At 67.2% G+C, this 24,308-nt stretch carries 24 protein-coding genes; 11 read left to right on the top strand and 13 right to left on the bottom strand.

The window, feature by feature from the left end; all coding sequences use genetic code 11:
• Positions 1 to 63 precede the first annotated feature (63 nt).
• The 5 genes from purH to htpX are packed head-to-tail and all read right to left on the bottom strand — an operon-like array spanning position 64 to position 6,408.
• Entirely contained in the window at positions 64 to 1,635 is a 1,572-nt protein-coding gene (gene purH / locus K9B35_RS10900) for a bifunctional phosphoribosylaminoimidazolecarboxamide formyltransferase/IMP cyclohydrolase (protein WP_224921867.1), read from the bottom strand.
• Between the two features lie 52 nt (positions 1,636 to 1,687).
• Positions 1,688 to 3,445, bottom strand: coding sequence for a heparinase II/III family protein (locus K9B35_RS10895; RefSeq protein ID WP_224921866.1), 1,758 nt, complete (start codon positions 3,443 to 3,445; stop codon positions 1,688 to 1,690).
• Positions 3,442 to 4,101, bottom strand: coding sequence for a ribulose-phosphate 3-epimerase (gene rpe, locus K9B35_RS10890; RefSeq protein WP_224921865.1), 660 nt, complete (start codon positions 4,099 to 4,101; stop codon positions 3,442 to 3,444). The genes K9B35_RS10895 and rpe overlap by 4 nt, the downstream gene beginning before the upstream one ends.
• 24 nt (positions 4,102 to 4,125) lie before the next feature.
• Positions 4,126 to 5,406, bottom strand: coding sequence for an RsmB/NOP family class I SAM-dependent RNA methyltransferase (locus K9B35_RS10885; protein WP_224921864.1), 1,281 nt, complete (start codon positions 5,404 to 5,406; stop codon positions 4,126 to 4,128).
• Positions 5,407 to 5,451: 45 nt separating this feature from the next.
• Positions 5,452 to 6,408, bottom strand: a complete 957-nt coding sequence (gene htpX, locus K9B35_RS10880) for a zinc metalloprotease HtpX (protein ID WP_224921863.1) — start codon at positions 6,406 to 6,408, stop codon at positions 5,452 to 5,454.
• A gap of 66 nt (positions 6,409 to 6,474) precedes the next feature.
• Here htpX and K9B35_RS10875 point away from each other — a divergent pair, with 66 nt between their 5' ends.
• Positions 6,475 to 6,636: a DUF1674 domain-containing protein gene (locus K9B35_RS10875; protein ID WP_224921862.1), complete on the top strand. Its 162-nt coding sequence runs from the start codon at positions 6,475 to 6,477 to the stop codon at positions 6,634 to 6,636.
• 66 nt (positions 6,637 to 6,702) lie between these two features.
• The gene (locus K9B35_RS10870; RefSeq protein WP_224921861.1) at positions 6,703 to 8,517 is read left to right on the top strand and encodes an AsmA family protein; all 1,815 of its coding nucleotides are present in this window, start codon (positions 6,703 to 6,705) and stop codon (positions 8,515 to 8,517) included.
• Here K9B35_RS10870 and K9B35_RS10865 read toward each other — a convergent pair.
• From K9B35_RS10865 to K9B35_RS10840, 6 genes are read right to left on the bottom strand one after another with little or no spacing between them, the layout of a single operon-like run.
• On the bottom strand, positions 8,514 to 9,029 hold the full coding sequence (locus K9B35_RS10865) for a DUF1697 domain-containing protein (protein ID WP_224921860.1): 516 nt from the start codon (positions 9,027 to 9,029) through the stop codon (positions 8,514 to 8,516). The genes K9B35_RS10870 and K9B35_RS10865 overlap by 4 nt on opposite strands.
• An 11-nt stretch (positions 9,030 to 9,040) precedes the next feature.
• Entirely contained in the window at positions 9,041 to 10,018 is a 978-nt protein-coding gene (locus K9B35_RS10860) for an NAD(P)H-dependent glycerol-3-phosphate dehydrogenase (RefSeq protein ID WP_224921859.1), read from the bottom strand.
• Complete coding sequence (tsaD, locus tag K9B35_RS10855) at positions 10,015 to 11,040, bottom strand: tRNA (adenosine(37)-N6)-threonylcarbamoyltransferase complex transferase subunit TsaD (RefSeq protein ID WP_224921858.1); 1,026 nt, start codon at positions 11,038 to 11,040, stop codon at positions 10,015 to 10,017. The genes K9B35_RS10860 and tsaD overlap by 4 nt, the downstream gene beginning before the upstream one ends.
• A gap of 17 nt (positions 11,041 to 11,057) precedes the next feature.
• Positions 11,058 to 11,612 (bottom strand): SRPBCC family protein, encoded by a 555-nt coding sequence (locus K9B35_RS10850; protein ID WP_224921857.1) that lies wholly within the window; start codon positions 11,610 to 11,612, stop codon positions 11,058 to 11,060.
• A complete protein-coding gene (locus tag K9B35_RS10845) occupies positions 11,609 to 11,941 on the bottom strand; it encodes an ArsR/SmtB family transcription factor (RefSeq protein WP_224921856.1) in 333 nt (110 codons plus the stop codon). The genes K9B35_RS10850 and K9B35_RS10845 overlap by 4 nt, the downstream gene beginning before the upstream one ends.
• A gap of 44 nt (positions 11,942 to 11,985) precedes the next feature.
• Positions 11,986 to 12,648: an MBL fold metallo-hydrolase gene (locus K9B35_RS10840; protein ID WP_224921855.1), complete on the bottom strand. Its 663-nt coding sequence runs from the start codon at positions 12,646 to 12,648 to the stop codon at positions 11,986 to 11,988.
• Between the two features lie 79 nt (positions 12,649 to 12,727).
• Between K9B35_RS10840 and pabB the strand changes: the two genes are divergently transcribed.
• From pabB to msrA, 3 genes are all read left to right on the top strand, one after another.
• Complete coding sequence (gene pabB / locus K9B35_RS10835; protein WP_224921854.1) at positions 12,728 to 14,497, top strand: aminodeoxychorismate synthase component I; 1,770 nt, start codon at positions 12,728 to 12,730, stop codon at positions 14,495 to 14,497.
• Between the two features lie 33 nt (positions 14,498 to 14,530).
• Positions 14,531 to 15,730, top strand: coding sequence for a pyridoxal phosphate-dependent aminotransferase (locus K9B35_RS10830; RefSeq protein ID WP_224921853.1), 1,200 nt, complete (start codon positions 14,531 to 14,533; stop codon positions 15,728 to 15,730).
• A 381-nt stretch (positions 15,731 to 16,111) separates the two neighbouring features.
• Positions 16,112 to 16,789, top strand: a complete 678-nt coding sequence (msrA, locus tag K9B35_RS10825; RefSeq protein ID WP_224921852.1) for a peptide-methionine (S)-S-oxide reductase MsrA — start codon at positions 16,112 to 16,114, stop codon at positions 16,787 to 16,789.
• A 115-nt stretch (positions 16,790 to 16,904) separates the two neighbouring features.
• Here msrA and K9B35_RS10820 read toward each other — a convergent pair whose 3' ends face one another.
• Both K9B35_RS10820 and mgtE read right to left on the bottom strand, forming a co-directional pair.
• The gene (locus K9B35_RS10820; protein ID WP_224921851.1) at positions 16,905 to 17,300 is read right to left on the bottom strand and encodes a DUF1489 family protein; all 396 of its coding nucleotides are present in this window, start codon (positions 17,298 to 17,300) and stop codon (positions 16,905 to 16,907) included.
• A 36-nt stretch (positions 17,301 to 17,336) separates the two neighbouring features.
• Entirely contained in the window at positions 17,337 to 18,743 is a 1,407-nt protein-coding gene (gene mgtE / locus K9B35_RS10815) for a magnesium transporter (protein ID WP_224921850.1), read from the bottom strand.
• A 149-nt stretch (positions 18,744 to 18,892) separates the two neighbouring features.
• Here mgtE and K9B35_RS10810 point away from each other — a divergent pair, with 149 nt between their 5' ends.
• The 6 genes from K9B35_RS10810 to K9B35_RS10785 all read left to right on the top strand — a co-directional run bounded on the left by K9B35_RS10810 (position 18,893) and on the right by K9B35_RS10785 (position 24,305).
• Entirely contained in the window at positions 18,893 to 19,351 is a 459-nt protein-coding gene (locus K9B35_RS10810) for a peptidylprolyl isomerase (protein ID WP_224921849.1), read from the top strand.
• 169 nt (positions 19,352 to 19,520) lie between these two features.
• On the top strand, positions 19,521 to 20,132 hold the full coding sequence (locus K9B35_RS10805) for a LolA family protein (RefSeq protein ID WP_224922234.1): 612 nt from the start codon (positions 19,521 to 19,523) through the stop codon (positions 20,130 to 20,132).
• A gap of 253 nt (positions 20,133 to 20,385) precedes the next feature.
• The gene (locus K9B35_RS10800) at positions 20,386 to 21,171 is read left to right on the top strand and encodes an exodeoxyribonuclease III (protein WP_224921848.1); all 786 of its coding nucleotides are present in this window, start codon (positions 20,386 to 20,388) and stop codon (positions 21,169 to 21,171) included.
• A 47-nt stretch (positions 21,172 to 21,218) separates the two neighbouring features.
• A complete protein-coding gene (gene ribA, locus K9B35_RS10795; RefSeq protein ID WP_224922233.1) occupies positions 21,219 to 22,250 on the top strand; it encodes a GTP cyclohydrolase II in 1,032 nt (343 codons plus the stop codon).
• A 277-nt stretch (positions 22,251 to 22,527) separates the two neighbouring features.
• Entirely contained in the window at positions 22,528 to 22,866 is a 339-nt protein-coding gene (locus K9B35_RS10790) for a P-II family nitrogen regulator (RefSeq protein ID WP_145848270.1), read from the top strand.
• A 14-nt stretch (positions 22,867 to 22,880) separates the two neighbouring features.
• Entirely contained in the window at positions 22,881 to 24,305 is a 1,425-nt protein-coding gene (locus K9B35_RS10785; RefSeq protein ID WP_224921847.1) for an ammonium transporter, read from the top strand.
• The last annotated feature ends 3 nt before the right edge of the window (positions 24,306 to 24,308 follow it).

Raw genomic sequence — 24,308 nt, 5'->3', positions numbered from 1 at the left:
ACCGCAAGATTCAGGATCCACGCTTCGACAAGCTCAGCGCAAACGGGGGGCGGGGCGTCCCAATCAGTGCCGGAAGTGGCGCATCCCGGTGAAGACCATTGCGAGACCGGCTTCGTCCGCCGCCGCGATTACTTCATCGTCGCGGATCGATCCGCCGGGCTGGATCACCGCGGTGGCGCCCGCCTCGACCGCGGCGAGCAGGCCGTCGGCGAACGGGAAGAAGGCGTCGGAAGCGACCGCGCTGCCGATCGTGCGTGGTTCGCTCCAACCGGCCTTTTCGGCGGCGTCCTTGGCCTTCCACGCGGCGATGCGCGCGGATTCGAGACGGTTCATCTGGCCCGCGCCGATACCCGCAGTGCTGCCGCCGCTGGCATAGACGATCGCGTTCGACTTGACGTGCTTGGCGACGGTCCAGGCGAACAGGCAGTCGGCCAGCTCCTGATCGGTCGGCGCGCGCTGCGTCACGACCTTGAGCGCGTTCTGCGTCACCCGACCACTGTCGCGCGACTGGACCAGCGCGCCGCCCGCGATCGTCTTGAGCATCAGACCCGGGCGTGTCGGGTCGGGCAGTTCGCCGCAGATCAGCAAGCGCAGATTCTTCTTCGCGGCGAAGATCGCCTTGGCTTCGTCGCTCGCGCCAGGGGCGACGACGACTTCGGTGAAGATGTCGGTGATCGCGCGCGCCGTGTCCGCGTCAAGCGGGCGATTCAATGCGATGATGCCACCGAAGGCCGACACCGAGTCACAGGCGAGCGCCGCCTTGTACGCATCGACCAAAGTCTCGGCGGTGGCGACGCCGCATGGATTGGCGTGCTTGACGATGACCACGGTCGGCGGGCCGTCGCGGAATTCGCTGACGAGCTCGAGCGCGGCATCGGCGTCGTTATAGTTATTGTAGCTCAGCTCCTTGCCCTGCAACTGCTCGGCCTGCGCGATGCCCGGCGTGGCGGGGCCGGCGGGGAGATAGAGCGCCGCCGACTGGTGCGGGTTCTCACCGTAGCGCAGTTCTTCGCCGCGCTTGAACACCATGGGCAGCGTTTCGGGAAAGCGCTCGCCCTGATCGGCGAAGGCGAACCAGCTGGCGATGGTCGAATCATATTGCGCGGTCAGGGCATAGGCCTTGGCGGCGAAGCGCTTGCGGTCTTCCAGCGTGGTTTCGCCGGTCGCGACCACGGCATAGTCGGCGGGATCGGTGACGATCGCGACAAAGGCGTGGTTCTTGGCCGCCGAGCGGACCATCGAGGGGCCGCCGATATCAATATTCTCGATGATCTCGTCGCGGCTCGCGCCCTTCGCCACCGTCTGCGCGAAGGGGTAGAGGTTGACCACGACCAGATCGATCATGCCGATCGCATGTTCGCTGGCTGAGGCCATGTGCCCGGCATCGTCGCGCACCGCGAGCAGGCCGCCATGCACCACCGGGTGCAGCGTCTTGACGCGGCCGTCCATCATCTCGGGAAAGCCGGTGAGGTCGGAGATGTCGCGGACCTCCAGCCCTGCCTCACGCAGCACCTTTGACGTCCCGCCGGTCGAGACGAGTTCGACCCCCTTGGCGGCGAGCGCCTGACCGAGTTCGACGATCCCGGTCTTGTCGGAGACCGAGAGGAGGGCGCGGCGGATGGTGATGCTGGTCATGGCGGGGGCCTCTAGGATGCGGGCCAAATTATCGCAATGCCGTAGCGACGCCTCAGCTGCCCTTGCGCGCCCGGTGGAACAGCCACGAGATGCTGGAGCCGCCGGTCAGTGCTTCTCCGGTGAGCACCAGCTGCTGCGTTTCACGTGGAATGCCCTTGGCATCGATCCACACGCTTTCCTCGATCGCGAGTGCGCCGCCACGCGCGCGGAACTGCCACACCGATCCCGATCGCGTGCGCAGTAGTGCGCCCGCCCCGTCGGCGGTGGGGGTGGCTTCGACTGCGGGGTGGAGGTGGAAGCGGACGGTGAACGGTACCGCTTCATTTTTGCCACCACGCTTGGCGGCGGGAAGCAGGCTGTCTTCGCCGCGCACGTCGCGTCCATCCGTGCCGAGCGCGATGGTGCGGCGGTGGATCACGCCGTGACGGCGGGCATAGCCGTCATGGCTTGCCTCGATCCGGCTGGCGGTATCGGTCTCGTTGCGGCTCAGCTCCATCTCGACCACGCCGCGGCCGAGCGTGCCGTCGGGATGGATCGCAGTGGAGTTGCTGTCGCGCACGACCAGCGTCGAATGGGCCGCAGTCGTCCGCAGCCCCTCGGTCAGCGCGGCGGGCAGGCGCAGGTCGGCGCCGCGCGCGCCGCCACAGCTGACCACGATCCGCTCGGCACCGTCGGAAAACTCGAAAGCGAGGGTCGAGGCGCAGCCGCCCGCCATCACCCGCGCGATCGGTGGCGGGGCGGCGTCCATGATCAGCACCGTCCCCTGCTGGGCGAGCCGCTGATAGCCCCATTCATGCGCCTGACGCAGCGGGCGGACGCGCGCGCCCGTGGCTGCAACCGTCTGTTCGATCACGTCCCCGGAAATCGGAATCCCGCCTTGCCAGCTCGCCAGCCCGCCATCGCCATGGCTGACGCCGAGCAGCGCCGAGACCATGCGGTCGATGGCGGCGACGACAAATCCGGGGGCATCAAGCCGGCGCGCGGCATAGGTTTCGCGCAGCAGCGTGAGCAGCTGAATCGCGTCGAGCAGAGCGGCGGGCGAGCGGCCGGTGATGCCGCCGTCGCGGCTGACCGCTCCGGTGATCGCGCGCGACAGCCCGGCCTCGCCGAATGCGCGGCGCGGGTCGCCGCCGGGAATCATCAGTCCGGCCGTGAGCACCCCGCTCCATGCGGCGATGCGCGGCGCCCCGGTCGGCGCGCGATCGGCGGCGCGATCGAGATGGCGCGCCCCACGGGCAAGTGCGTGGAGCACCTGTGAGCGATAGACAAGGTCGGTGCTCGACAGGATCAGCGGCGCGTGCGCGGTCCAATATTGCAGGCGGCGACCCCATAGGTCGGCGCGCCAGGCGGGATCGGCGACCTTGCCGGCATGTGCCGCCAGCCAGCCGCGCATCAGCGCTTCGGCGATCGGCGCGGCCTGTTGCCGGGTGGCGACGGTGGACAGGTCGCGCAGCCAGGCAAAGCTGTGCAGATGCTCGCCAAAGGCGGCGGACCAGCCGGGCCGGGCGAAATCAAGCGCGGTGACGTCATGGCTCTCGCCGCGAAACATCAGCTTGCCGTCGAGCAGCGCATTTCCGCGCGCCGGATCGCCCATGAACGGATCATCGGTCACCGCGATCAGCTTGAGCGGATGACGGCCCTTGAGCCGCAGCGCGTGGATCGGAGTGCGCCAGCTCAAGCGGAACAGCTTTTCGGAAATGCGGTCGGCGAGCGACAGGCCACGATCGCCCCCGACCCGGATGAGCCGCTTGCCCTGCTCGATCCCGTCGCTGGCCGCCCCATCGGCGGGCTCATCGCCGTCAATGCTCACCCGGCCCGCAGTGCTGCAATGTTCTCGGCATAGGCCGTGGGGCCGCCCTTGAACGCTGCTGTGCCCGCGACCAGTGCGTCGGCGCCGGCGGCAATCACCCGCGCGGCGTTGCTGCGATCGACTCCGCCATCGACCTCCAGGTCGATCGACCGCCCGCTGGTGTCGATCCGGGCGCGCAGGGCCGAAATCTTAACGAGCTGGCTCTCGATGAACTTCTGCCCGCCAAATCCGGGGTTCACGCTCATCACCAGGATCAAATCGATCAGGTCCATGACATGATCGACGACGTCGACCGGCGTCGCGGGATTGAGCACGACCCCGGCGCGCTTGCCCAGCGCCTTGATCGTCTGGAGCGTGCGGTGGAGGTGCGGGCCGCTTTCGGGATGGACCGACAGGCAATCGGCGCCCGCCTCGGCAAATGCCTCCAGCATCGGGTCGACCGGGGCGATCATCAGATGGACGTCGAACGGCTTGGCGCTGTGCGGGCGCAGCGCCTTGATCACCGCTGGGCCGATCGTGATGTTGGGGACGAAATGCCCGTCCATCACGTCGATATGGATCCAGTCGGCCCCGGCCGCGTCGATCGCGCGCACTTCCTCGCCCAATTTGGCGAAATCGGCGGACAGGATGGACGGGGCGATGCGGACGGGGTTCATGGCCTTCCCTTTATCACCTCAACTCTAGGCGGCAACTCGCATGAGCCGCACCATGAAAAACCCGTCGAGCCCGCCATGGTCCGCGAGCATGCCGGGCAGGGTGCGCAGCCAGCCACGTGGATGGGCGGGAATCCCCTCGGGCAGTTCATCGGGCAGGATCGGGTCGATCGCGAAACCGGGATGGTCGGCCAGGAAGCGTTCGATCTGCTGTTCGCCCTCCTCCGGCTCGAGCGAGCAGGTGGCATAGACCATCAACCCGCCGGGGCGGACCCAGCGCGCCGCGCGCGGCAGGAGTTGCGCCTGAAGCTCCGCCATCTCCGCGATCAGGCGCGGGCGGACGCGGTGGAGCACATCCGGGTGGCGGCGGAAGATGCCGGTCGCGCTGCACGGTGCGTCGAGCAGGACGGCGTCGGCCTCGAACCCCGGTTCCCATTTGAGCAGATCGGCGGCGATGACGGTTGCGGACAGGCCGGTGCGTTCCAGATTTTCGTGAAGTCGCGCCAGACGACTTTCCGAGGCGTCGACCGCAGTCACGTCCCATCCGGCGGCCGCGAGCTGGAGCGTCTTGCCGCCCGGCGCGGCGCACAGGTCGAGCGCGCGACCCGATCCGCTGCCGATCAGGCGTGCGGGGAGCGAGGCGGCGATGTCCTGCACCCACCAGTCGCCCTCGGCAAAGCCTTCATGCTCCGGAATGCTGGTGCCCGCCGCGACCCGGACATGGCCGGGGAGCAGGCTTTCGCCCTCGGCGGAGGCTCCGCCGCGCAGGGTCAGGTCAAGCGGCGGCGGGGCGGCGATCGCGGCGCACGCGGCGTCGGCGACGCGCTCGCCCCAATTGCCGGCGATCCGGGCATAGACGTCGCCCGGCAGCGCGGGCGGATCGGTGAGCACGGCATTCTGGCGCATCAGCGTGCCGAACACGCCATGGACGAGCTTGCGCGGGCCGCCATCGACCAACGGTAGCGCGGTCGAGATCGCCGCATGCGGCGGGGTACCGAGCCGCAATGCCTGAACCAGCGCGATGCGCAGGACAAAGCGCGCCTTGGCGTCATCGGGCAGGCGGTTACGCGTTGCGCTGTCGATCAGGTCGTCGAGATCGACGAGCCGGCGCAGTGCCTCAGCCGCGATCGCGTGCGCGAGCCCGCGATCGGACGGGGCGAGCCCTTGGGTCGAGGCGTCGAGCGCTTGTTCGATCGCGAGGCCGCGACGCAGGACTGCGTCGAGCAGGCGCAAGGCGGCGAGGCGTGCGGGAACGCCGGGAGGATTGGCGGGGCGGGGCGGGGGGCGATGACCGGTAGGGCGGGGCATCACCGCCCCCTACGCCGAAACGGCTGCGCGTTCACCCCCAAAGCGTCATCCGCGCCGGTTGGGGTCGAGCGCGCTGCCGCGACGGGGCGTCGCGCGTACACCGAGCGCGGACGGACGGTTGGCAGGCGCGGGGGCAGCGAACACGTCGAGCGGCGCACTCTGGCCCATCGTGACCGCCAGTTCCTCCAGCGCCGCGATGCGGTTGCCGGTATCGGGGTGGGTCGAAAACAGGCTGTCGCCGCCGCGTGCGAGGCCGGGGACGATGTACAACTGCGACGCAGCCGGATTGCGCTCTGCAACCGGGTTGGGCACCGCTGCCGCGCCCTGCGCGAGCTTGGCGAGCGCTGAGGCGAGCGCGCGGGGGTTGCCGGAAATCTCCGCGCCACCCTTGTCCGCGCCATATTCGCGGGTGCGGCTGATCGCCATCTGCACGATCATCGCGGCGAACGGCGCGACGATCACCGCGAGGATCGTCGCCAGCATCGCGCCGCGATTGTCCCCGCCGCCGCCGCGAAAGAACAGGCCGAAATTGGCGAGCATCGAGATCGCACCCGCAATCGTCGCGACCATCGTCATGATTAGCGTGTCGCGGTTGCGCACATGTGCGAGTTCATGCGCCATCACGCCGGCAATCTCTTCGCGGTTGAGGATGTTGAGCAGGCCGGTTGTCGCGGCGACCGCCGCATTCTCGGGATTGCGGCCAGTAGCGAAGGCGTTGGGGTGGGGCGAGTCGATGACATAGACCTTGGGCATCGGCAGCTGCGCGCGCTGGGCCAGCCCGGCTACAAGGTTGTAGAATTCGGGAGCCGAAGTCGCGTCGACCTGTCGCGCGCCATGCATTTTCAGCACAATCTTGTCGGCGTTCCAGTAGGTGAACAGGTTCATCCCCACCGCGACCAGCAGCGCGATGATCATGCCCCCGCGCCCGCCGATGGTGAAGCCCAAAGCCATGAACAGCGCGGTCAGCGCTGCCAGCAACATCGTCGTCTTGAAGCCGTTCACTTGGATTCGATCCTTTCACTCCCCAATGTGGGAAATGCCACGTCCCGCTTCAATCGAGGAACCATCATGGGCAAGCGTCCCCCACATGTGAAGCCGCCCGCATACCTGTCCAAGAGCCCGCCGCTGCCGCGACCGGAGGCGGGCAAGAAGGCGGAAACCGACCCGCTCGGCAACGATCCCACGCGCTATGGCGACTGGGAGCTGAAGGGCATCGCGATCGATTTCTGAACCGGCCCCGGAACGAAATCGGGGACGGCGCGTCCTGCGGCGATGACTGCGCCTTCCCGCACCCTGATGATCCGGATCGCTATCGGCATTGCCGCGGCGCTCCTTCTGCTGCTGCTCGTGCTCGCGATGATGCCTTGGGGGGCGTTCAAGGGGCGGGCGGAACGCGCGTTGTCGGCGCAGATCGGTGCGCCGGTTACGATCGGGGCGATCGAGCGGCGCGGGTTCTTTTCCTTCTCGCCGCTGCTCGACATTCGCGATCTGCGCATTGCCCAGCCCGACTGGGCCGGTGCAGGCGAAATGGTGCGGGTCGAGCGGGTGACCGTGCGGCTGCCGGTGTTGCCGATTCTGACCGGACGCTTTGCGCCCGAGCCGGTCGAGGCGGAGAATGGACGCATCGTGCTGATTCGCGCGAAAGATGGCCGCAAGAGTTGGGAGCGCGAACGCGAGCGCAGCAGCGGCGGGGGCAGCGGGCTCGACCGGCTGGCGGTGCGCAACCTGATCCTCGATTATCGCGATGCAAAGAAGGACCGACGCGCGACGCTGCGGATCGATTCGGATGGATCGGCCTTTCGTGCGGGTGGCGATGGCGCGCTGGGCGATGAACCGGTGCGAATCCGGATCGCTGGCGACCCGGTGGCGGGGCGCAAGCGCTGGGGCTTTCGCGCGACCGTGGCGGGACCGCGCACCCGGATCGAGGCCGACGGCGCGATGGCGGCACCGTTCAATACCCGCGACATGGCCTTTGCACTCAAGGCGCAGGGTAACGACCTGCTCGATATCGACCGGGTGATCGAGGCGGGACTGTTCGGTACCCAGCCGGTGGCGCTGACCGGACAGGTGTCGCGCAAGGGTGACCAGTGGCGGATCGAGCGGCTCGCCGGTACGATCGGGCAATCGCGCCTGTCGAACGCGAACGCAACCGTGGACAAAAGCCAGCCCGGACGGACGCGGATCGAGGGCGATGTCGAGCTCGCCACGCTCGCCTTTGACGATCTCGCCAGTGATCGCGGGCTGGCCATCGCTGCCGCGCGCCGCGCACGGCTGGGCGACCGGCTGGTCCCGGCGACGCAGATCGACCTCAAGAGCGTGAGCGATGTCGATGGCGTGCTGCGCGTGCGGGTGGACCGGATTCTCGGCACGATGGGCTTCGGTTCGGTCGAGGCGACGCTGACGCTCGACGATGCGCGGCTGACCGTCGCTCCGTTCGCGATGGGGATGACGCCCGGGCGGATGAGCGGGCGCGTGGTGATCGACCAGCGTGGCGGGAAGCCCGCACCGACCTTGACGCTCGATCTGTCGCTGCGTGGCAGCCGCATCGCCGCGCTGGCCGGGGACGGGGTGCTCGATGCGCCGCTGCAGGGGCATGTCCGTCTGACCGGAGAGGGGCGCACGATCCGCGCTGCCGTCGGTCGGTCGAGCGGCAGCGTCGCGCTGGTCGGTGGCGCGGGGCAGATTCCGGCGAACATCGCATCGTATCTGGGCCTGGATGTCGGGCGTGGCGCGCTGGTCGATGGCGACAAGGTGGCGGCGTTGCGCTGTATGATCCTGCGGCTCGACGTGAAGGGCGGCACCGGGACGCTGGCGCCGTTCCTGATCGACACGTCGCGCAGCCAGTCGCGTTTTGCCGGCACGGTGGACCTGTCGAACGAGCGGCTGTCGCTGGCGATGACCGGATCGCCGAAGAAGGAAAGCCTGTTGCGGCTGACCAAACCGGTGCCGGTGTCCGGCACGATCAAGTCGCCGGTGATGCGCCTGCCCGAAGGCGCGAAGCCCAATGTCGGCGGGGTGCTGAAGCTGCTGGGCGATGCGATTGCCGGCGATCGTCCGCCGCTTGCGCAGGATGCCAATTGCAGCGCGCTGGCGGCGGCAGCGCTGCGCTAGAGTGCGTCGCGGATCTTCAGGACGGTGTTCCAGTTGCGCGCGGTGTTGACGGGATCGCGCGTCGCCTTGCCCAGCGGAGCATGCAGGATCGACCGCGCCTGACCTTCCGGAAAGTCGATATACAGCTCCCGGCCGATCGCCTGCGCGCGTTCGGGGCCATCATGGCTGGCCATCAGCGCGTCGACGGCAGCGGCATCCACTGGCTTGCGATGGAAGGTGACGACGAGAAAGCTGGGCCGATCCGCGGCCGCATCGGGGAACGGGTTGGCTGACACGACCGCCGCCATCTCCTCGGGCGTGCGGACGAAGATTTCGGACTTGAGCCCGGTCGCCTCTGCCAGCGCGGCGTGGATCTGCGTTTCGAGCACGTCGCGGATCGCGCCGGGCGCGGTGAACATGACATTGCCTGAGGCGAGCAGGGTCCTGACGTCGGTAAAGCCCAATCCCTCGATCACCGCCTTGAGTTCCGCCGATTTGAGCTGACGCTTGCCGAGGTTGATCCCCCGCAGCATCGCCGCCCATCTCATGCGGCTTCGCCGCGCGGCGGGCGGGCGAGCAGTGCGTCGACCACGGTGCGGACCGGCGTTCCTTCGAGCAGTGCACAGACGGCTTCGGTCACCGGCATTTCGACCCCGGCGGCGCGCGCGGCCTCGCGCAGCACCGGCGCGGTCGCGGCACCCTCCGCCACGGTGCGGCGGTCGGCAAGCAGCTCGGCGGCGGCTTTGCCCTGACCGAGGCCAACGCCGAGCGAGAAGTTGCGCGAATTGGTCGAGGAGCAGGTCAGGACGAGGTCGCCCAGACCCGACAGCCCCGCCAGCGTCTCCGGCCGCCCGCCGCGCGCGACGCCAAAGCGCTTCATCTCGGCAAAGCCGCGCGCGATCAGCGCGGCGCGGGCGTTGAGGCCGAGCCCCGCGCCCTCGACCACGCCGCACGCGATCGCGAGGACATTCTTGACCGCGCCGCCAATCTCCGCGCCGGTGACGTCGGACGAGCCATAGGTGCGGAACGTCGCGCCGCCGAGTCGCTCAGCCAGTGCATCGCGCAGGGCATCGTCCTCGCACGCCAGCGTGACGGCGGTAGGCAGCCCCTTGGCAACTTCATGCGCGAAGGTCGGGCCGGACAGGACCGCGACCGGCGCGTCGGGATGCAACTCGCGGGCAATTTCGGCGACGAGTTTCTGCGTCCCCGCCTCGATCCCTTTGGCGCACAGCACCAGCAGGCGGTTGTCGGTTGGCAGTTGCGCGAGGACCGAGCGGAGGAACTGCGCGGGGACGACGACGAGCAGCGCGTCGCAGTCCGACAGCGCCGCGAGGTCGCTGGTCGCTCGGATCGACGGCGCGAGCGGGATGCCGGGCAGGAACAGCGCATTCTCATGCGCCGCGTTGATCGACGCCACGACGTCATCCTCGCGCGCCCACAGCGTCACTGGCTGGTCGTTACGCGCCGCGACCTGAGCGAGCGCCGTGCCCCATGCTCCGCCACCGAGAACTCCGATCTTCATGCCTTCACCCCCGCGCCACGCACCTTTTCCGCATCCGGGTCGAGCGGCCAGCGCGGGCGCGCGGGCATGTCGAGCGGATCGGTCAGGCCGAGCGCAAACCGCTCGACCCCGGCCCAGGCGATCATGGCGGCATTGTCGGTGCAGAGCCAGAGCGGCGGCGCGACGAAGCGCAGGCCATGTTCTGCGGCGAGCAAGGTGAGCGCCCCACGGACGGCGGTGTTGGCAGCGACCCCGCCCGCAACGACGAGAGCGGTAGCCTCAGGTGCCTTGGCCAGCGCAATGCGGGTGCGATCGACCAGGCAGTCGACCACCGCTTGCTGGAACGAGGCGGCGAGATCTTCGGGCGCGAACTTGCCGACCTTGCGCGCGACGTCGCTCTTGAGGCCCGCGAAGGAGAAATGCGGCTCGCCCGATCCGACCAGCGGGCGCGGCAGCGGGACTGCGCGCGGGTCGCCGCGCTTGGCCGCTTCTTCGACCGCCGGGCCGCCGGGAAAGCCGAGGCCGAGCAGCTTGGCGGTCTTGTCGAACGCCTCACCCGCCGCATCGTCGATCGTGGTGGCGAGGCGGCGATAGGCGCCAACCCCCTCGACCAGCAGCAGCTGGCAATGCCCGCCCGAGACGAGGAGGAGGAGGTAGGGGAAGGCAAGGTCGGGGTCGGAGAGGCGCGGGGACAGCGCGTGTCCCTCCAGATGGTTGACCGCCACCAGCGGCTTGCCCGCGGCGTGCGCCAGCGCCTTGCCGGTGACGAGGCCGACCATCACCCCGCCGATCAGTCCCGGCCCGGCGGTGGCGGCGACCGCATCGACATCGGCGAGGGTGACGCCCGCTTCCTCGAACGCGGCGGCGATCAGCGGCTCCAGCGCCTCGACGTGCGCGCGCGCGGCGATCTCGGGGACGACGCCGCCAAACGGGCGATGCGCCTCATCCTGTCGCGCGAGGCGGTGGGACAGGATGCGGCGGTCACCCGTCACCAGCGCGGCGGCGGTTTCATCACAACTTGATTCGAGGCCGAGGATCAGCATCGCGCCGATCTAGGGAGTCATCGCGTGCTTGTCGAAGTCTCTGCGAGCGTGGCTGCGACCTTCGCCTCCGATTCCGCATGCAGCGCCCAGAAATTGCGGACCGGCTCGCCGGCCAGCAGCCCCTGAAGTACCGCAAAATGCGAATGCCAGCCGCCGCCGAAATTGGCCATCGGCGCGGGGCCGGTAATGCCGCTGTGCGTGAGGACGAGGCGGGTCTTGTCGCTCCCTTCGGCGAACAGCTCGAACCGGGCGGTGCCTTCCTTGCCATCGTCCCAGCTGATCGCGAAGACGTGGGGCGGATCATATTCCACCACCCGCTCGCGCCCGGCCGCGCCTTTCCATTTGGCGTATTTCTCGGGATAGGGGACCGCGTCCGCCGACAGATTGTCGTGGTCGAACAGCAGTTCGACCGGCGCATCCGCGTGAGCATCGGTGCCGCCCGCGAACCATTTCCGACGCAGATCGGCTTCGACCAGATAGCGCCACACCATTGCAGGTGGCGCGTCGAGGACGCGGACAATGCGCAGCGTGCCGGGGGCGAGGATGGCGAGATCGGCAATCGTGTCGGTCATGGCGTGTCTCCCTTGGGAAGGTCGGCGAGCAGGGTGTCGAGAGTGTCGAGCCGCGCGGTCCAGAACTTCGCCCATTGTTCGAGCCACTGGTTCGCCTCGGCGAGCGCGGCGGGGTTGAGCGCGCAGCGATGGGTGCGCCCGTCGCGGCGGCGGGTGACGAGGCCGGCGCGTTCGAGCACCTGGACGTGCTTGGATGCGCCGGCGAGGGTCATCGCATAGGGCTGGGCCAACTCGCCGATGCTCTTCTCCCCGCTGGAGAGGGTGGCGAGCATCGCGCGTCGGGTGGGATCGGCGAGCGCGTGGAAAGTCATGTCGAGTCGTTCAACCATTTGGTTGAATTATCCGCCGCCCCGATAACTGTCAACCGATCGGTTTAATTTCCGGCGAGCGCGCGATCCGAGACGAACGGATTTGTCTTGCGTTCCTGTCCGAAGCTACTCGGCTGGCCATGGCCGGGGACGAATACGGTGTCGTCGCCGAGCGGCCACAGCTTGCTGGTGATCGCGTCGAGCAAATCCTGATGATTGCCCATTGGGAAATCGGTGCGGCCGATCGAGCCCTGAAAGATCACGTCGCCGACGATGGCGAGCTTTGACGGCGCGTGGTGGAATACGACATGGCCCGGCGTGTGGCCGGGGCAGTGATAGACGTCGAGCGTCAGCTCGCCGACCGTCACGGTATCGCCATCGACCAGCCAGCGATCGGGCTCGAACGGCTTGCCGTCGATGCCGTAGTTGCGACCATCATCGTCGAGCCGGCTGATCCAGAAGCGGTCGGCCTCATGCGGACCCTCAATCGGCACGCCGAGTTCGGCGGCGAGTTTCCCGGCCTGACCGCAATGGTCGATATGGCCGTGGGTAATCAGCAGTTTTTCGATGGTGACGCCATGCTGCTGTGCTGCGGCCTTCAGCAAGTGGAGGTCTCCGCCGGGATCGGTGAAGACGCCGCGCATGGTGCGGGTACACCACAGCAGGGTCGAATTCTGCTGAAGCGGGGTGACAGGCACGATGGCGGCGCGCAGCGGGGGCGTGGACATGTCCGGGGAGATAGGCGGCGCGCGGCCAAGCGGCAACAGAGGCTTGCGGGCGGACGTTTAGCGCTTCATGGCCAGTGCGATGCTTGTCCAGACACCGTTTGTGCTGCTCGACGATGCCCGGCCGGGTGGTGCGGAAGCGCGCCTCTACACCGCGCCGGTGCGGGTGATCGCTGCGCATCGACCGGAGGAGGTCGCGCCGGCGCTGGCCGCGCTCGACGCAGCGCAGGCGGAGGGGCTGCATGCGGCGGGGTATATCGCCTATGAGGCCGGCCATGCGCTGGAGCCGCGCTTAGGCGGGCTGAGTCGGGAAGGCGGCACGCCGCTGTTGTGGTTCGGCTTGTTCGAGACGGTCGAGCACCTCGCCCCCGACGCGATCGCCGCACGATTACCCGATCCGGCGGGCGCATGGGTCGGCCGGCCAACGCCGCAGATCTCCCGCAGCGACTATGACGCCGCCTTCGCGCGCGTGCATGACTGGATCGAGGCGGGGGACATATATCAGGCCAACCTAACCTTTCGCGCGGCAGTGCGCGTCGCGGGCGATCCGCTTGCGATCTATGCCGCGATCCGCTCGCGCGCGGCGGCGGGCTATGGCGGAATCGTGTGGACTGGCAGCGACTGGCTGCTGTCCTTCTCGCCCGAGCTATTCTTCGCGCTCCGCCAGGGCGAACTGATCGCGCGGCCGATGAAGGGGACGACCCCGCGCGGCGCGACCCCGGAAGCGGATGAGGCGGCGCGCGTGGAACTCGCGCAGGACGAAAAGCAGCGCGCCGAGAATCTGATGATCGTCGATCTGATGCGTAACGACCTCACCCGCATCGCCGCGCCGGGCAGCGTATCGGTGCCCGAGCTGTTCAAGGTCGAAACCTATCCGACGCTGCACACGATGGTGTCGACCATCGCCGCGAAGCTTGCGCCCGAAATCGGGCCGGGACAGGCGCTGGCGGCGATCTTCCCGTGCGGATCGGTGACGGGCGCGCCCAAAATCCGGGCGATGGAGGTGATCGCTGCGGTCGAGCCCGATGCGCGCGGCGCCTATACCGGCTCGATCGGGCGGATTGACCCGGATGGCGATGCCGCGTTCAACGTCGCGATTCGCACGCTCCATCTGCGCGACGGGGCCAGCGAGGCGAGCATCGGGCTGGGCTCGGGCGTGGTCGCCGATTCGCGCGCCGGCGAGGAATGGGACGAGTGTCTGGCCAAGGGCGCGTTCCTCACGCGCGGCCAGCGGCGGTTCGACCTGATCGAGACGATGGCGTTCGATCCGGTCGGCGGGATTGCGCTGCTGGAGCGCCATCTTGAACGCATGCGCGCGAGTGCCGAGGCGTTCGGCATCCGCTTCGACCGCCACGGCGTGCGCAACGAGCTGCAGGCGGCGACCTTCCGCCTGCGCCATCCGGCCAAGGTGCGTCTGCTGCTGTCGCCGGAGGGGCGCATCGCGATCGGCACCGCACCGATGCCTGAGGTTCCGGTCGATCCGGAGACGGTCGCGCTTGCCACCCGCAAAGTCGCGCCGCGCGACTTTCGGCTGGCGCACAAGACGACCGACCGTCGCCCCTGGCCGCGTGTCGCCGGGGCGTGGGAGACGATATATGTCGATGCCGATGGCTATCTGACCGAGGGCAGCTTCACATCGCTTTTCGTGGCGCGCGACGGCATGTTGCTGACGCCGCCGCTCACCCGTGGCATCCTGCCCGGCGTGCTCCGCGCCGAGCTGATCGCGAGTGGCCGCGCGGTCGAGGCCGACCTGCGCACTGAGGACCTTTCTGACGGATTTTTCCTCGGCAACGCCCTGCGCGGGCTGGTTTCGGCTGTTACGGTTGCGGATGGGGGCATCACGACCCTATAGGGCGCGCGGTTTCCATTCAGAGAGGCGTTTTCCATGCAGACCTCCGCCGCGCTCAACCGCATCCAGCCCTCCGCGACGCTCGCGATGACGAGCCGCGTGTTCGAGCTGAAGCGCGCCGGGGTCGATGTCATTGGCCTTGGCGCGGGCGAGCCCGATTTCGACACGCCCGATTTCGTCAAAGAAGCCGCGATCGAGGCGATCCGCCGCGGTGCGACGAAGTACACCAATGTCGACGGCACGCCCGAGCTGAAGGCCGCGATTGTCGCCAAATATGCGCGCGACAACGGCCTGACCTATGCCGAAAACCAGATCAGCGTGAATTCGGGCGGAAAGCACACGCTGTTCAACGCATTCTGCGCGACCATCGACGCGGGCGACGAGGTGGTGATCCCCGCGCCCTATTGGGTCAGCTATCCCGATGTAGTCGAGTTCGCGGGCGGCAAGCCGGTGTTCGTCGCTGCCGGTGCCGACCAGAATTACAAGATCACCCCGGCACAGCTCGATGCGGCGATCACCGCCAAGACCAAATGGGTCGTGCTTAACTCCCCGTCCAACCCGACCGGCGCGGCATACAGCGCGGCCGAGCTGCGCGCACTGGGCGAAGTGCTGGAGCGGCACCCGCATGTCCTGATCTACGCCGACGATATGTACGAGCATATCCTCTATGACGGCTTCGAATTCGCGACGATCGCGCAGGTGTGTCCGGCGCTGTTCGACCGCACCCTGACCGCCAACGGCGTGTCGAAGGCCTATGCGATGACCGGCTGGCGCATCGGCTATGCCGGTGGACCGCAATGGCTGATCAAGGCGATGGGCAAGCTGCAGTCGCAGTCGACCAGCAACCCATGCAGCATCAGCCAGGCCGCGTCGGTGGCGGCGCTCAACGGCGACCAGTCGTTCCTGACCGAACGTAACGCGGCGTTCCAGACGCGCCGCGATCTGGTGGTGTCGATGCTCAACCAGATCGATGGCATGACCTGCCCGTCGCCCGAAGGCGCCTTCTACGTCTATCCCGAATTCAGCGCGCTGATCGGCAAGACGACGCCAAAGGGTCTGGTAATCGACACTGACGAGACGATGGTCGGCTATCTGCTTGACGATGCGCGCGTTGCGGCAGTGCATGGCGGCGCGTTCGGCCTCTCCCCGGCGCTGCGCATCAGCTATGCCACCAGCGAGGCGCTGCTGACGCAGGCATGCACGCGAATCCAGGAAGCGTGCGCCGCGTTGCGTTAGAGTTCAGCTGCGCTGAAGCGGCGCCGGCCCGCTCCCCCACCCGGCCACCCATAGAATACACTCGCGTTGGGTGGCCGGGTGGGGGAGCGGGCCGGTGCGGCCTAATCTAAGCCGCCACTTTTTTCGACCATTGCTGAAACCTTTTGCGCGGCCTTCCCGAATATGAACGGGAAGGCCAGCGCAGGTTCAGCGTGGCCAAGTTACTCTTTGCTTGGAATCGGAGCTGGCATCCCCATCTCCGCGCCAATCAACAAGGACCAGACTCATGATCGCGGCTCTCAAATCGCCGTTCCTCCGCCGTTTCCTCACCGGCTTTTCGCTCGGCGCGATCGGAATGATCGCGCTCCATGCGGAGCAGGTGATCGCGGCGCCGTTGTTCTGATGCTGCGCGCGGCCGCTCTTGGCCTCGCAGGCCTTGGCGCAGTCGCCTTTGCCAACCTCGCGGGGCTGGTGCCGCCGGTACTCGCGGGCGGCGGGGAGAAGGCGGTCGCGATTCCCGCTTCTGCCACCGATGTCGCGCCTGAACAGGGCGATCAGGTCGCAGTGCTCGCGGGAGGCTGCTTCTGGGGCATGGAGGCGGTGTTTGAGGGGGTGAAGGGCGTCAAGTCGGTGGCCAGCGGCTATGCCGGCGGCACGCGCGCGACGGCAACCTATGCTCAGGTCTCGACCGAGCGCACCGGCCATGCCGAGGTGATCCGCATCGTCTATGACCCGCGCGTGGTCAGCTATGCGACGCTGCTGCGCATCTATTTTTCGGTCGCGCACGATCCGACCCAGCTCAACCGTCAGGGTCCCGATACCGGCCCCAGCTATCGCTCGGCGATCTTTCCGCAAAATCCGGGACAGGCCCGCGTCGCGCGTGCCTATATCGACCAGCTTGGCAAAAGCGGTGCATATCGCGGGCCGATCGTGACGAAGATCGAAAGCGGTGCGTTCTTCGAGGCGGAGGCCGAGCATCAGGACTTTGCCCGCCGCAACCCGAACCACGGCTATATCGTCCGCTGGGACAAGCCCAAGGTGGCGGCTTTCCGGGCGGCGTTTCCGAGTCTGGCGCGATAGGTCTGCGGCGGAGCCGCAGGATCTTTGAATCGCACAAAGACACGAAGCCACAAAGAAGGTGCACGCTCTTCGTGGCTTCGTGTCTTTGTGCGAGAAAATCAGAACCGCTGCGCGCTCAAAACCCCAACTCCGCCAGCTTCCCCGCCAATTCGGGCGGGAGTGACGCGATGTCGCCGCTGCCGAGATCAACCGGGGCGTCGCTGCCCTCCAGATAGCGCCAGCCCTGATGCGCGCGCTTGGGCTGCGGCACGACCTGCACCAATGTCGGATCGAGCAGGATCGCGCAGCGCCCGCCCTCGGCCTCGGCAAAGCCCAGGATCGGCGAGCGGGCGATGAGCTGGTGCTTGAGGATCCAGAACAGCGATCCCTCTCCCGTAATCTCCTCATGCCGCTTGGGCAGATAGCGGGTGGTCAGCGCAACCGGGCCGGTCACGCCGCGCAGTGTGAGGCGTTCGCGCAGATGCTCAAAACTTGCGGCGCCGAATGCGACTTTGGTCAGATGGAGGGCCATCGCGGCGATCTGGGGGCCGCGCGCCTGCCGGTCAAGCTACCAGCCGACCAGTCCCGACGCGACGGCAAGGCCGAGAAAGGCGAGGAACCCCATCGAATCGGTCACCATCGTCACGAACACCGATGACGCGACCGCCGGATCCTGATCCATGCGGTCGAATGCGACCGGGACCAGCACTCCGGCGAGGCCCGCGACAAGGATGTTGATGACGATCGCCGCCGCAATCACTCCCCCCAGCGCGGGGTTGGAGAAGACCAGCCCGGCACCCAGCCCCAGCAGCACCGCGATCGTCCCGCCGTTGAGCAACGCGACCTTGATCTCGCGCTTGACCATCCGCATCGTGTTCGATTGGGTCAGCTGATTGGTGGCGATCGCGCGCACGATGACCGCCATCGTCTGCGTTCCCGCATTGCCACCGATCGAGGCGACGATCGGCATCAGCACCGCGAGCGCCACCATCTGCTCGATCGCGCCGCCAAAGATTGCGATGATCGACGACGCCACTAGCGCCGTGAACAGATTGGCGATCAGCCAGCGAACGCGCGCGATATAGGTGTCGCGGATCGGCTCGTTGATGTCGCCATCGCCCGCGCCCGACAGCAGCAGCGCGTCCTCGCCGGCTTCTTCGGAGATGATGTGGACGATGTCGTCCACGGTGATCACGCCGACCAGTCGCCCGGAATCGTCGGTCACAGCGGCGGAGATCAGCGCGTATTTTTGGAAGATCAGCGCGACTTCCTCCTGGTCCATGTCGACCGGGATCAGCGTCTGTTCGCGCTTCATCACATCGGCCATCGATACCGATCGCGGGGTGCGCAGCACCCATGACAAGGCACAGGTACCGACCGGGTGATGCGCGGGATCGACGACGAATATTTCCCAGAAATCGGTCGCCAGCTCCTCTTCGCCGCGCAGATAATCGAGCACGTCTCCAACAGTCCAATGTTCGGGCACCGCGATCAGCTCGCGCTGCATCAGGCGGCCGGCGGACTCCTCGGGATAGGACAGCGCCTCTTCGATCGCCGCGCGATCATCGGGGTCGAGCGCGCGGAGGACGGCGCGCTGGTCCTCTTCCTCCATGTCCTCGATGATCGCGACGGCGTCGTCGGTATCGAGCTCAGCGGCGATGTCGGCGACTTCGTGTGGCTCAAGCGCCTCGATCAGCGCCTCGCGCACCCAATCGTTCATCTCGGCGAGCACGTCGCCGTCGATCAGGCCGGCGATCGCCGCAGCGAGTGCCTGACGCTGGTCGGTCGGCGTCAGTTCGACCAGATCGGCGATGTCGGCGGGGTGCAGCGGTTCGACCCGCTCGCGCACAGCCTCGGTATCGCCCGCCTCGACCAGCTCGAGGATGGTGCGAACAAAGTCGGGCGACAGGCTGTCCTGCGCATCGTGCGACGCCGACTCGGCGGTGCCGGTCGCGGTTTCGGTCTCGTCGTTCATCGAGCCTCCTCCGACTGCGCTGCCTCGCCCCCCTCTAACGCGCTCGAATCGTGCTGCCAATCCGCCGCAGCCGCGATGCGATTTGCAACCCGCCCCGCTGCGCCCTAGTGGGGGTGCCAGAGTGTTTCCCTTCTGGAGTATCCCTTTCGATGTCCGATCTTCCGACGCGCCTCATCATGACGCTCGACGCCGGCGACGTTCATATCCAGCTGCGCCCCGACCTCGCGCCCAAGCATGTCGAGCGGATCGTCAAGCTGGCCGACAGCGGCTTCTATGACGGCGTCGTGTTCCACCGCGTGATCGACGGGTTCATGGCGCAGGGCGGCGATCCGACCGGCACCGGCATGAGCGGGTCGAAGGAGCCGAACCTGCCCGCCGAGTTTAGCCGCGAAGCGCATGTCCGTGGCGCGTGCTCGATGGCGCGCACCAACGATCCGAACAGCGCCAATTCGCAGTTCTTCATCTGCCTCGACGACGCGACCTTCCTCGACGGCCAGTACACCGTGTGGGGCATGGTGACCGAAGGCATGGAGCATGTCGACGCACTGCCCAAGGGCGAGCCGCCGCGTGAGCCGGGCAAGATCGTCAAGGCGCGCAGCGAAGCGTGATCTGACAGCTTCGCCGTGACGGTGCTGGCCCGCTCCCCCACCCGGCCACCCAACGACAGTGTATTCTATGGGTGGCCGGGTGGGGGAGCGGGCCGGCACCGCAACCTACGCGTTCAGACCAAGTTCAACGCGGAACCGGCAGGGGCGGGACATGTTTGGCACTAACATGATGTTTCGCCCCTTCGCGGCCGTAGCCGCAATCACCCTCCCGCTCGCAGTGCCTGCCGCCGCGCAGCAGGGCACCCTCGCGCAGGTGCAACAGCATCTGCGCGCCACCCAGACGATGACCGCCGCGTTCAGCCAGACCGACCGGGTCGGCAAGACGCTCAATGGCACGATGACGCTCAAGAAGCCGGGCAAGATCCGGTTTCAGTATGAAAAGGGCGTCCCGCTGCTGATCGTCGCCGATGGCAGCGCCTTGTGGTTCATCGATTATTCGGTGCGGCAGGTGCAGCGCTGGCCGGTCAAGGATTCGCCGCTCGGCATCCTGATGAACCCGGACGGCAATGTGGCCCGCTATGCCAAGGTGGTTCCGACCGGCAATCCGAACGTCGTGAGCGTCGAGGCGCATGACCCCAAGCGGCCCGAATATGGCCGGATCACGATGGTGTTCGCGCGTAATGCCTCGGCCCCCGGCGGGCTGATGCTCCAAGGCTGGGTCGCGCTGGATTCGCAGAACAACCGCACCACCGTCCGCCTGTCGAACCAGCGATTCAACGCGCCGGTCAGCGACGGAGCGTTCCGCTGGAACGACCCGCGGAAAACCGGCGGTCGTCGCTGACATTCGCGTTCATGTTGGTGACAGCTTTGAGTCGCTAAACCGGATTTTGCGGACGGGGCCTTGGGATTTTTCCCCCTGTTGCCTGAGGCACATCCCGTCCCGCCTGCGTGACGAACGCCAGGTCGGCCCTCGCTCCATGCCCCCGGAGCGGGGGCCTTTTGGCGTTTATGTGCGGCGCTCGCGCGGCGGTGCGGTGCCAGCCCGCTCAACCTTGGGCTGGCATCGGCGAGGGATCGCCCCTAGATCACGCGCGATGAAGATCGCCTCCTGGAACATCAACTCCGTTCGCTTTCGCATGGAGATCGTTGAGCAGTTTTTGCGCGAAGAGGCGCCGGATGTGCTGTGTCTTCAGGAAACCAAGGTGATCGACGGCGATTTCCCGCACGCGCCGCTGCGCGCGCTGGGGTACGACCATATCGTCATCCACGGCCAGCGGATGCATCACGGCGTCGCGATCATCAGCAAGGTGCCGTTGGTCGAGGACGATCGGCTCGACTGGCAGGCGAATGGCGAGGCGCGGCACGTGGGCGTACGGCTGCCCAATGGCGTGCGGCTCGAGAATGTCTATGTTCCGGCGGGCGGCGATATTCCCGACCGTGAGAAGAACCCCAAATTCGGCCAGAAGCTCGATTTCGTCGAGCGCATGACGCGCTGGTCGGAAGGGTTGGGCAGCTTGCCCGTGATCGTCACCGGCGATTTCAACATCGCCCCGCTCGAATGCGATGTCTGGAGCCACAAGCAGTTGCTCGACGTGGTCAGCCACACGCCGATCGAGGTCGCGGCGCTGGGGCGGATGCAGGCGGCGAACGACTGGGTCGATCTTGGCCGCCGCTTCATTCCAGCGCCCGAGCGCTGCTTCACCTGGTGGAGCTATCGCGCAAAGGACTGGGCGGCGTCGGATCGCGGGCGGCGGCTCGACCATATGTGGGCGAGTAGCGACGTCGCGGCGCAGGCGACGGCGCACCGCGTGTGTGAACCGTGCCGCGGCTGGCTCAAGCCGTCGGATCATGTCCCGATCGTCACCGAGTTCGACTTTTGAGCGGCACTGCTCCCGATCCCCGCGCCGCCGCGCGCGCGATCGACGCGATGCGGCGCGGCTGGCCGCTTGCGATCCGCGGAAGCACCGGCGCCTTGTCGCTGCTGGCGGTCGAAACGGCGGATGCCGGTCGGCTCGCCGAGTTCGATCCGGGGATCGCAGCGCCGTTGCTGATCACATCGGGCCGCGCGGTGACGCTCAAGCTCGCCAATCAGGCTGCCGCCGCCGTTCCGGATTCGCCAGTGATGATCGCGCGCCGCCCGTGGCTGGATTTTGACGCGGCGGTCGCGCTGTCCGATCCCCAGCTTGATCTGCGGGTTCCGCTCAAGGGCCCGTATCGCGCGGTGCCGGCGATGGCGCCCGATGCGGCAGCGGCGGCGCTGCGGCTCGCGCGAATCGCCGGGCTGCTCCCCGCATTCTTCGTGCGCGGTGAGGGGCCGGGGCACCGGATCGACGATGCGATCACTCCGGCCGACATTCAGGCGCATGAGGATCCCGCGCGCTTGCGGCTGGTTACTCGCGCGCGGCTGCCCGTCGTCGGGGCCGAGGATGCCGAGATCGTCGCCTTCCGCACGCCCGAATCGCCGGATGAGCATATCGCGCTGCTGATCGGCCAGCCCGATGGCAATCCGCCGCTGGTGCGGCTGCACAGCGAATGCCTGACCGGTGATGTGCTCGGCAGCCTGAAGTGCGATTGCGGACCCCAGCTCCACGCCGCGATCCGCGCGATCGCCGCCAATGGCTGGGGCATCCTGCTGTATCTGCGGCAGGAGGGGCGCGGGATTGGCCTGATCAACAAGCTGCGCGCCTATGCGCTGCAGGCTCAGGGGTTCGATACGGTCGATGCAAACACCCGGCTGGGCTTCGCGGTCGATGCGCGCGATTTCGGGGTAGCCGCGCGGATGCTGACCCAATTGGGGCAGAGAAATGTGCGGCTGCTGACCAACAACCCCGCCAAGGTTGCCGGGCTGGAGGCCGCCGGGGTCGCGGTGGCGGAGCGAGTGGCGCACCAGCTGCCCGCCAACCCGCACAACGCCGCCTATCTCGCGACCAAGCGCGACCGCACCGGGCACCAGCTTTAGCGCTGACCGCCGTCTATGATGAGCGTGTCGAAGCACCGTTCCCGCGATGGTCGGGAGGCCCGTCATCGCGCCTCCGTCAAACGACGTTTTGGGCAATCTGCTTATTGTGCGAGCAGCGCAATGTGCCGCCTAAAAATTAGGCAGTTGTTCGCGCCTGCACAATTTTTTACCTTTCGGTAACGTTTCGATCGCGCGGAATCCCCGGAATCCTGCCTTTTCCGACTCTGGCACGCCCTTTGCTGAATGCCTCCCCGGGACAAACGCGAAAGGGGGCGGAATGAAACTCGTCATCGCTATCATCAAGCCGTTCAAGCTCGATGACGTCCGGGAGGCGCTCACCGAGTTGGGTGTTGCCGGGATGACCGTGACCGAGGTTAAGGGGTTCGGGCGGCAAAAGGGCCAGACCGAAATCTACCGCGGCGCGGAATACAGCACCAACATGGTGCCCAAGCTCAAAATCGAAGTGGTCTGTGCCAGCGATCTGGCGGGCCGGGTGGTCGAGGCGGTTCAGGCCGCGGCGAACACCGGCGCGATCGGTGATGGCAAGATCTTCGTGCTCGACGTCGGTCAGGCCGTGCGCATCCGCACCGGCGAAACCGACCAGACCGCGCTCTGATGAAGGGGGTTACGATGAAAACTGCACTCAAACTGGCCGCAGGCGCGGGAGCCGCGCTGTTCGCGGCTCTGCCCGCCTGGGCACAGGACGCGGCTGCCGCTGCGCCCGCCGCACCCTTCACGCCCACGGCCGAGATGGTCAACAAGGGCGACGTCGCGTGGATGATCGTCGCGACGGCACTGGTGCTGATGATGTCCGTCCCGGCACTCGCACTGTTCTATGGCGGTCTGGTTCGCACCAAGAACATGTTGTCGGTGCTGATGCAGGTGCTGACGATCGTCTGCGTCGCAGCGCTCGTCTGGTTCGCCTGGGGCTATTCGATGGCCTTCACCAACGGCGGCGACCTCAACAAATATGTCGGCGGCTTCTCGAAGGTGTTCCTTGCGGGCGTCGATCCGACGACGTTCGCCGCGACCTTCTCGAACGGGGTCTACCTCCCCGAACTCGTGTTCGTCATGTTCCAGATGACCTTTGCATGCATCACGCCGGCGCTGATCGTCGGTGCGTTCGCGGAGCGCGTGAAGTTCACCCCGCTGATCCTCTTCGTGGTCGCGTGGCTGACGCTCGCATATTTCCCGATCGCACATCAGGTCTGGTACTGGGCTGGCCCGGACTTCCTGCACGCTGCGCCGGATGACACCGGTCTGCTGTGGAGCTGGGGCGCGCTCGACTTCGCGGGCGGCACCGTGGTTCACATCAATGCGGGTATCGCTGGCCTGGTCGGCTGCCTCGTGATCGGTCCGCGTATCGGCTACAAGAGCGAGCCGATGCCTCCGCACAATCTGGTGATGACCATGATCGGTGCGTCGCTGCTGTGGATCGGCTGGTTCGGGTTCAACGCCGGATCGGGTCTCGAAGCCAACGCGTTCGGTGCGCTTGCCTTCGTCAACACCTTCGTCGCCACCGCGGCGGCAGGCGTGGCCTGGGCAGTGATCGAGCAGATCGTGCACAAGAAGCCGTCGCTGCTGGGTGCCGCATCGGGTGTCGTCGCGGGTCTCGTCGCGATCACTCCGGCGGCGGGCTTTGCCCACCCGGGTACCGCGATCATCCTTGGCGCGGTTGCTTCGCTGGTCTGCTTCTTCTTCGTCACCACGGTGAAGAATGCGCTGAAGTATGACGACACGCTCGACGTGTTCGGCATCCACGCGGTCGGTGGCATCATCGGCGCGATCGGCACCGGCATCGTCGCCGACCCGGCGCTCGGTGGTCAGGGCTGGATCGACTATAGCGCTCCGGTCGCCACTGCAGGTGCGTATGACATGGTTGCCCAGGTCATCACGCAGCTCAAGGCAGTTGGCTGGACGATCGCATGGAGCGGCGTGGTCAGCGCGGTGCTGTTCCTCGCGCTCAAGTACACGATCGGCCTGCGCCCGAAGGCGGAAGTCGAGGTCGAGGGTCTCGATCTCAACGAGCATGGCGAGCGCGCCTACAACTACTGACGA

The organism is Sphingomonas sp. R647, assembly GCF_020177055.1.
Classification (GTDB): Bacteria; Pseudomonadota; Alphaproteobacteria; order Sphingomonadales; family Sphingomonadaceae; genus Sphingomonas.
This window is presented reverse-complemented; position numbering and strand designations above follow the sequence as displayed.

Bases quoted from the DNA above. Each gene is read 5' to 3' on its own strand.
- K9B35_RS10790 (WP_145848270.1), top strand. From the start codon at position 22,528: ATGAAACTCGTCATCGCTATCATCAAGCCGTTCAAGCTCGATGACGTC.
- K9B35_RS10840 (WP_224921855.1), bottom strand. From the start codon at position 12,648: ATGTCCACGCCCCCGCTGCGCGCCGCCATCGTGCCTGTCACCCCGCTT.
- K9B35_RS10830 (WP_224921853.1), top strand. From the start codon at position 14,531: ATGCAGACCTCCGCCGCGCTCAACCGCATCCAGCCCTCCGCGACGCTC.
- K9B35_RS10785 (WP_224921847.1), top strand. From the start codon at position 22,881: ATGAAAACTGCACTCAAACTGGCCGCAGGCGCGGGAGCCGCGCTGTTC.
- K9B35_RS10870 (WP_224921861.1), top strand. From the start codon at position 6,703: ATGATCCGGATCGCTATCGGCATTGCCGCGGCGCTCCTTCTGCTGCTG.
- mgtE (WP_224921850.1), bottom strand. From the start codon at position 18,743: ATGAACGACGAGACCGAAACCGCGACCGGCACCGCCGAGTCGGCGTCG.
- K9B35_RS10810 (WP_224921849.1), top strand. From the start codon at position 18,893: ATGTCCGATCTTCCGACGCGCCTCATCATGACGCTCGACGCCGGCGAC.
- pabB (WP_224921854.1), top strand. From the start codon at position 12,728: ATGCTTGTCCAGACACCGTTTGTGCTGCTCGACGATGCCCGGCCGGGT.
- msrA (WP_224921852.1), top strand. From the start codon at position 16,112: ATGCTGCGCGCGGCCGCTCTTGGCCTCGCAGGCCTTGGCGCAGTCGCC.
- K9B35_RS10860 (WP_224921859.1), bottom strand. From the start codon at position 10,018: ATGAAGATCGGAGTTCTCGGTGGCGGAGCATGGGGCACGGCGCTCGCT.
- K9B35_RS10845 (WP_224921856.1), bottom strand. From the start codon at position 11,941: ATGGTTGAACGACTCGACATGACTTTCCACGCGCTCGCCGATCCCACC.
- K9B35_RS10865 (WP_224921860.1), bottom strand. From the start codon at position 9,029: ATGCTGCGGGGGATCAACCTCGGCAAGCGTCAGCTCAAATCGGCGGAA.
- K9B35_RS10800 (WP_224921848.1), top strand. From the start codon at position 20,386: ATGAAGATCGCCTCCTGGAACATCAACTCCGTTCGCTTTCGCATGGAG.
- K9B35_RS10850 (WP_224921857.1), bottom strand. From the start codon at position 11,612: ATGACCGACACGATTGCCGATCTCGCCATCCTCGCCCCCGGCACGCTG.
- ribA (WP_224922233.1), top strand. From the start codon at position 21,219: ATGCGGCGCGGCTGGCCGCTTGCGATCCGCGGAAGCACCGGCGCCTTG.
- tsaD (WP_224921858.1), bottom strand. From the start codon at position 11,040: ATGCTGATCCTCGGCCTCGAATCAAGTTGTGATGAAACCGCCGCCGCG.
- K9B35_RS10885 (WP_224921864.1), bottom strand. From the start codon at position 5,406: ATGCCCCGCCCTACCGGTCATCGCCCCCCGCCCCGCCCCGCCAATCCT.
- K9B35_RS10875 (WP_224921862.1), top strand. From the start codon at position 6,475: ATGGGCAAGCGTCCCCCACATGTGAAGCCGCCCGCATACCTGTCCAAG.
- K9B35_RS10805 (WP_224922234.1), top strand. From the start codon at position 19,521: ATGTTTCGCCCCTTCGCGGCCGTAGCCGCAATCACCCTCCCGCTCGCA.
- K9B35_RS10820 (WP_224921851.1), bottom strand. From the start codon at position 17,300: ATGGCCCTCCATCTGACCAAAGTCGCATTCGGCGCCGCAAGTTTTGAG.
- rpe (WP_224921865.1), bottom strand. From the start codon at position 4,101: ATGAACCCCGTCCGCATCGCCCCGTCCATCCTGTCCGCCGATTTCGCC.
- purH (WP_224921867.1), bottom strand. From the start codon at position 1,635: ATGACCAGCATCACCATCCGCCGCGCCCTCCTCTCGGTCTCCGACAAG.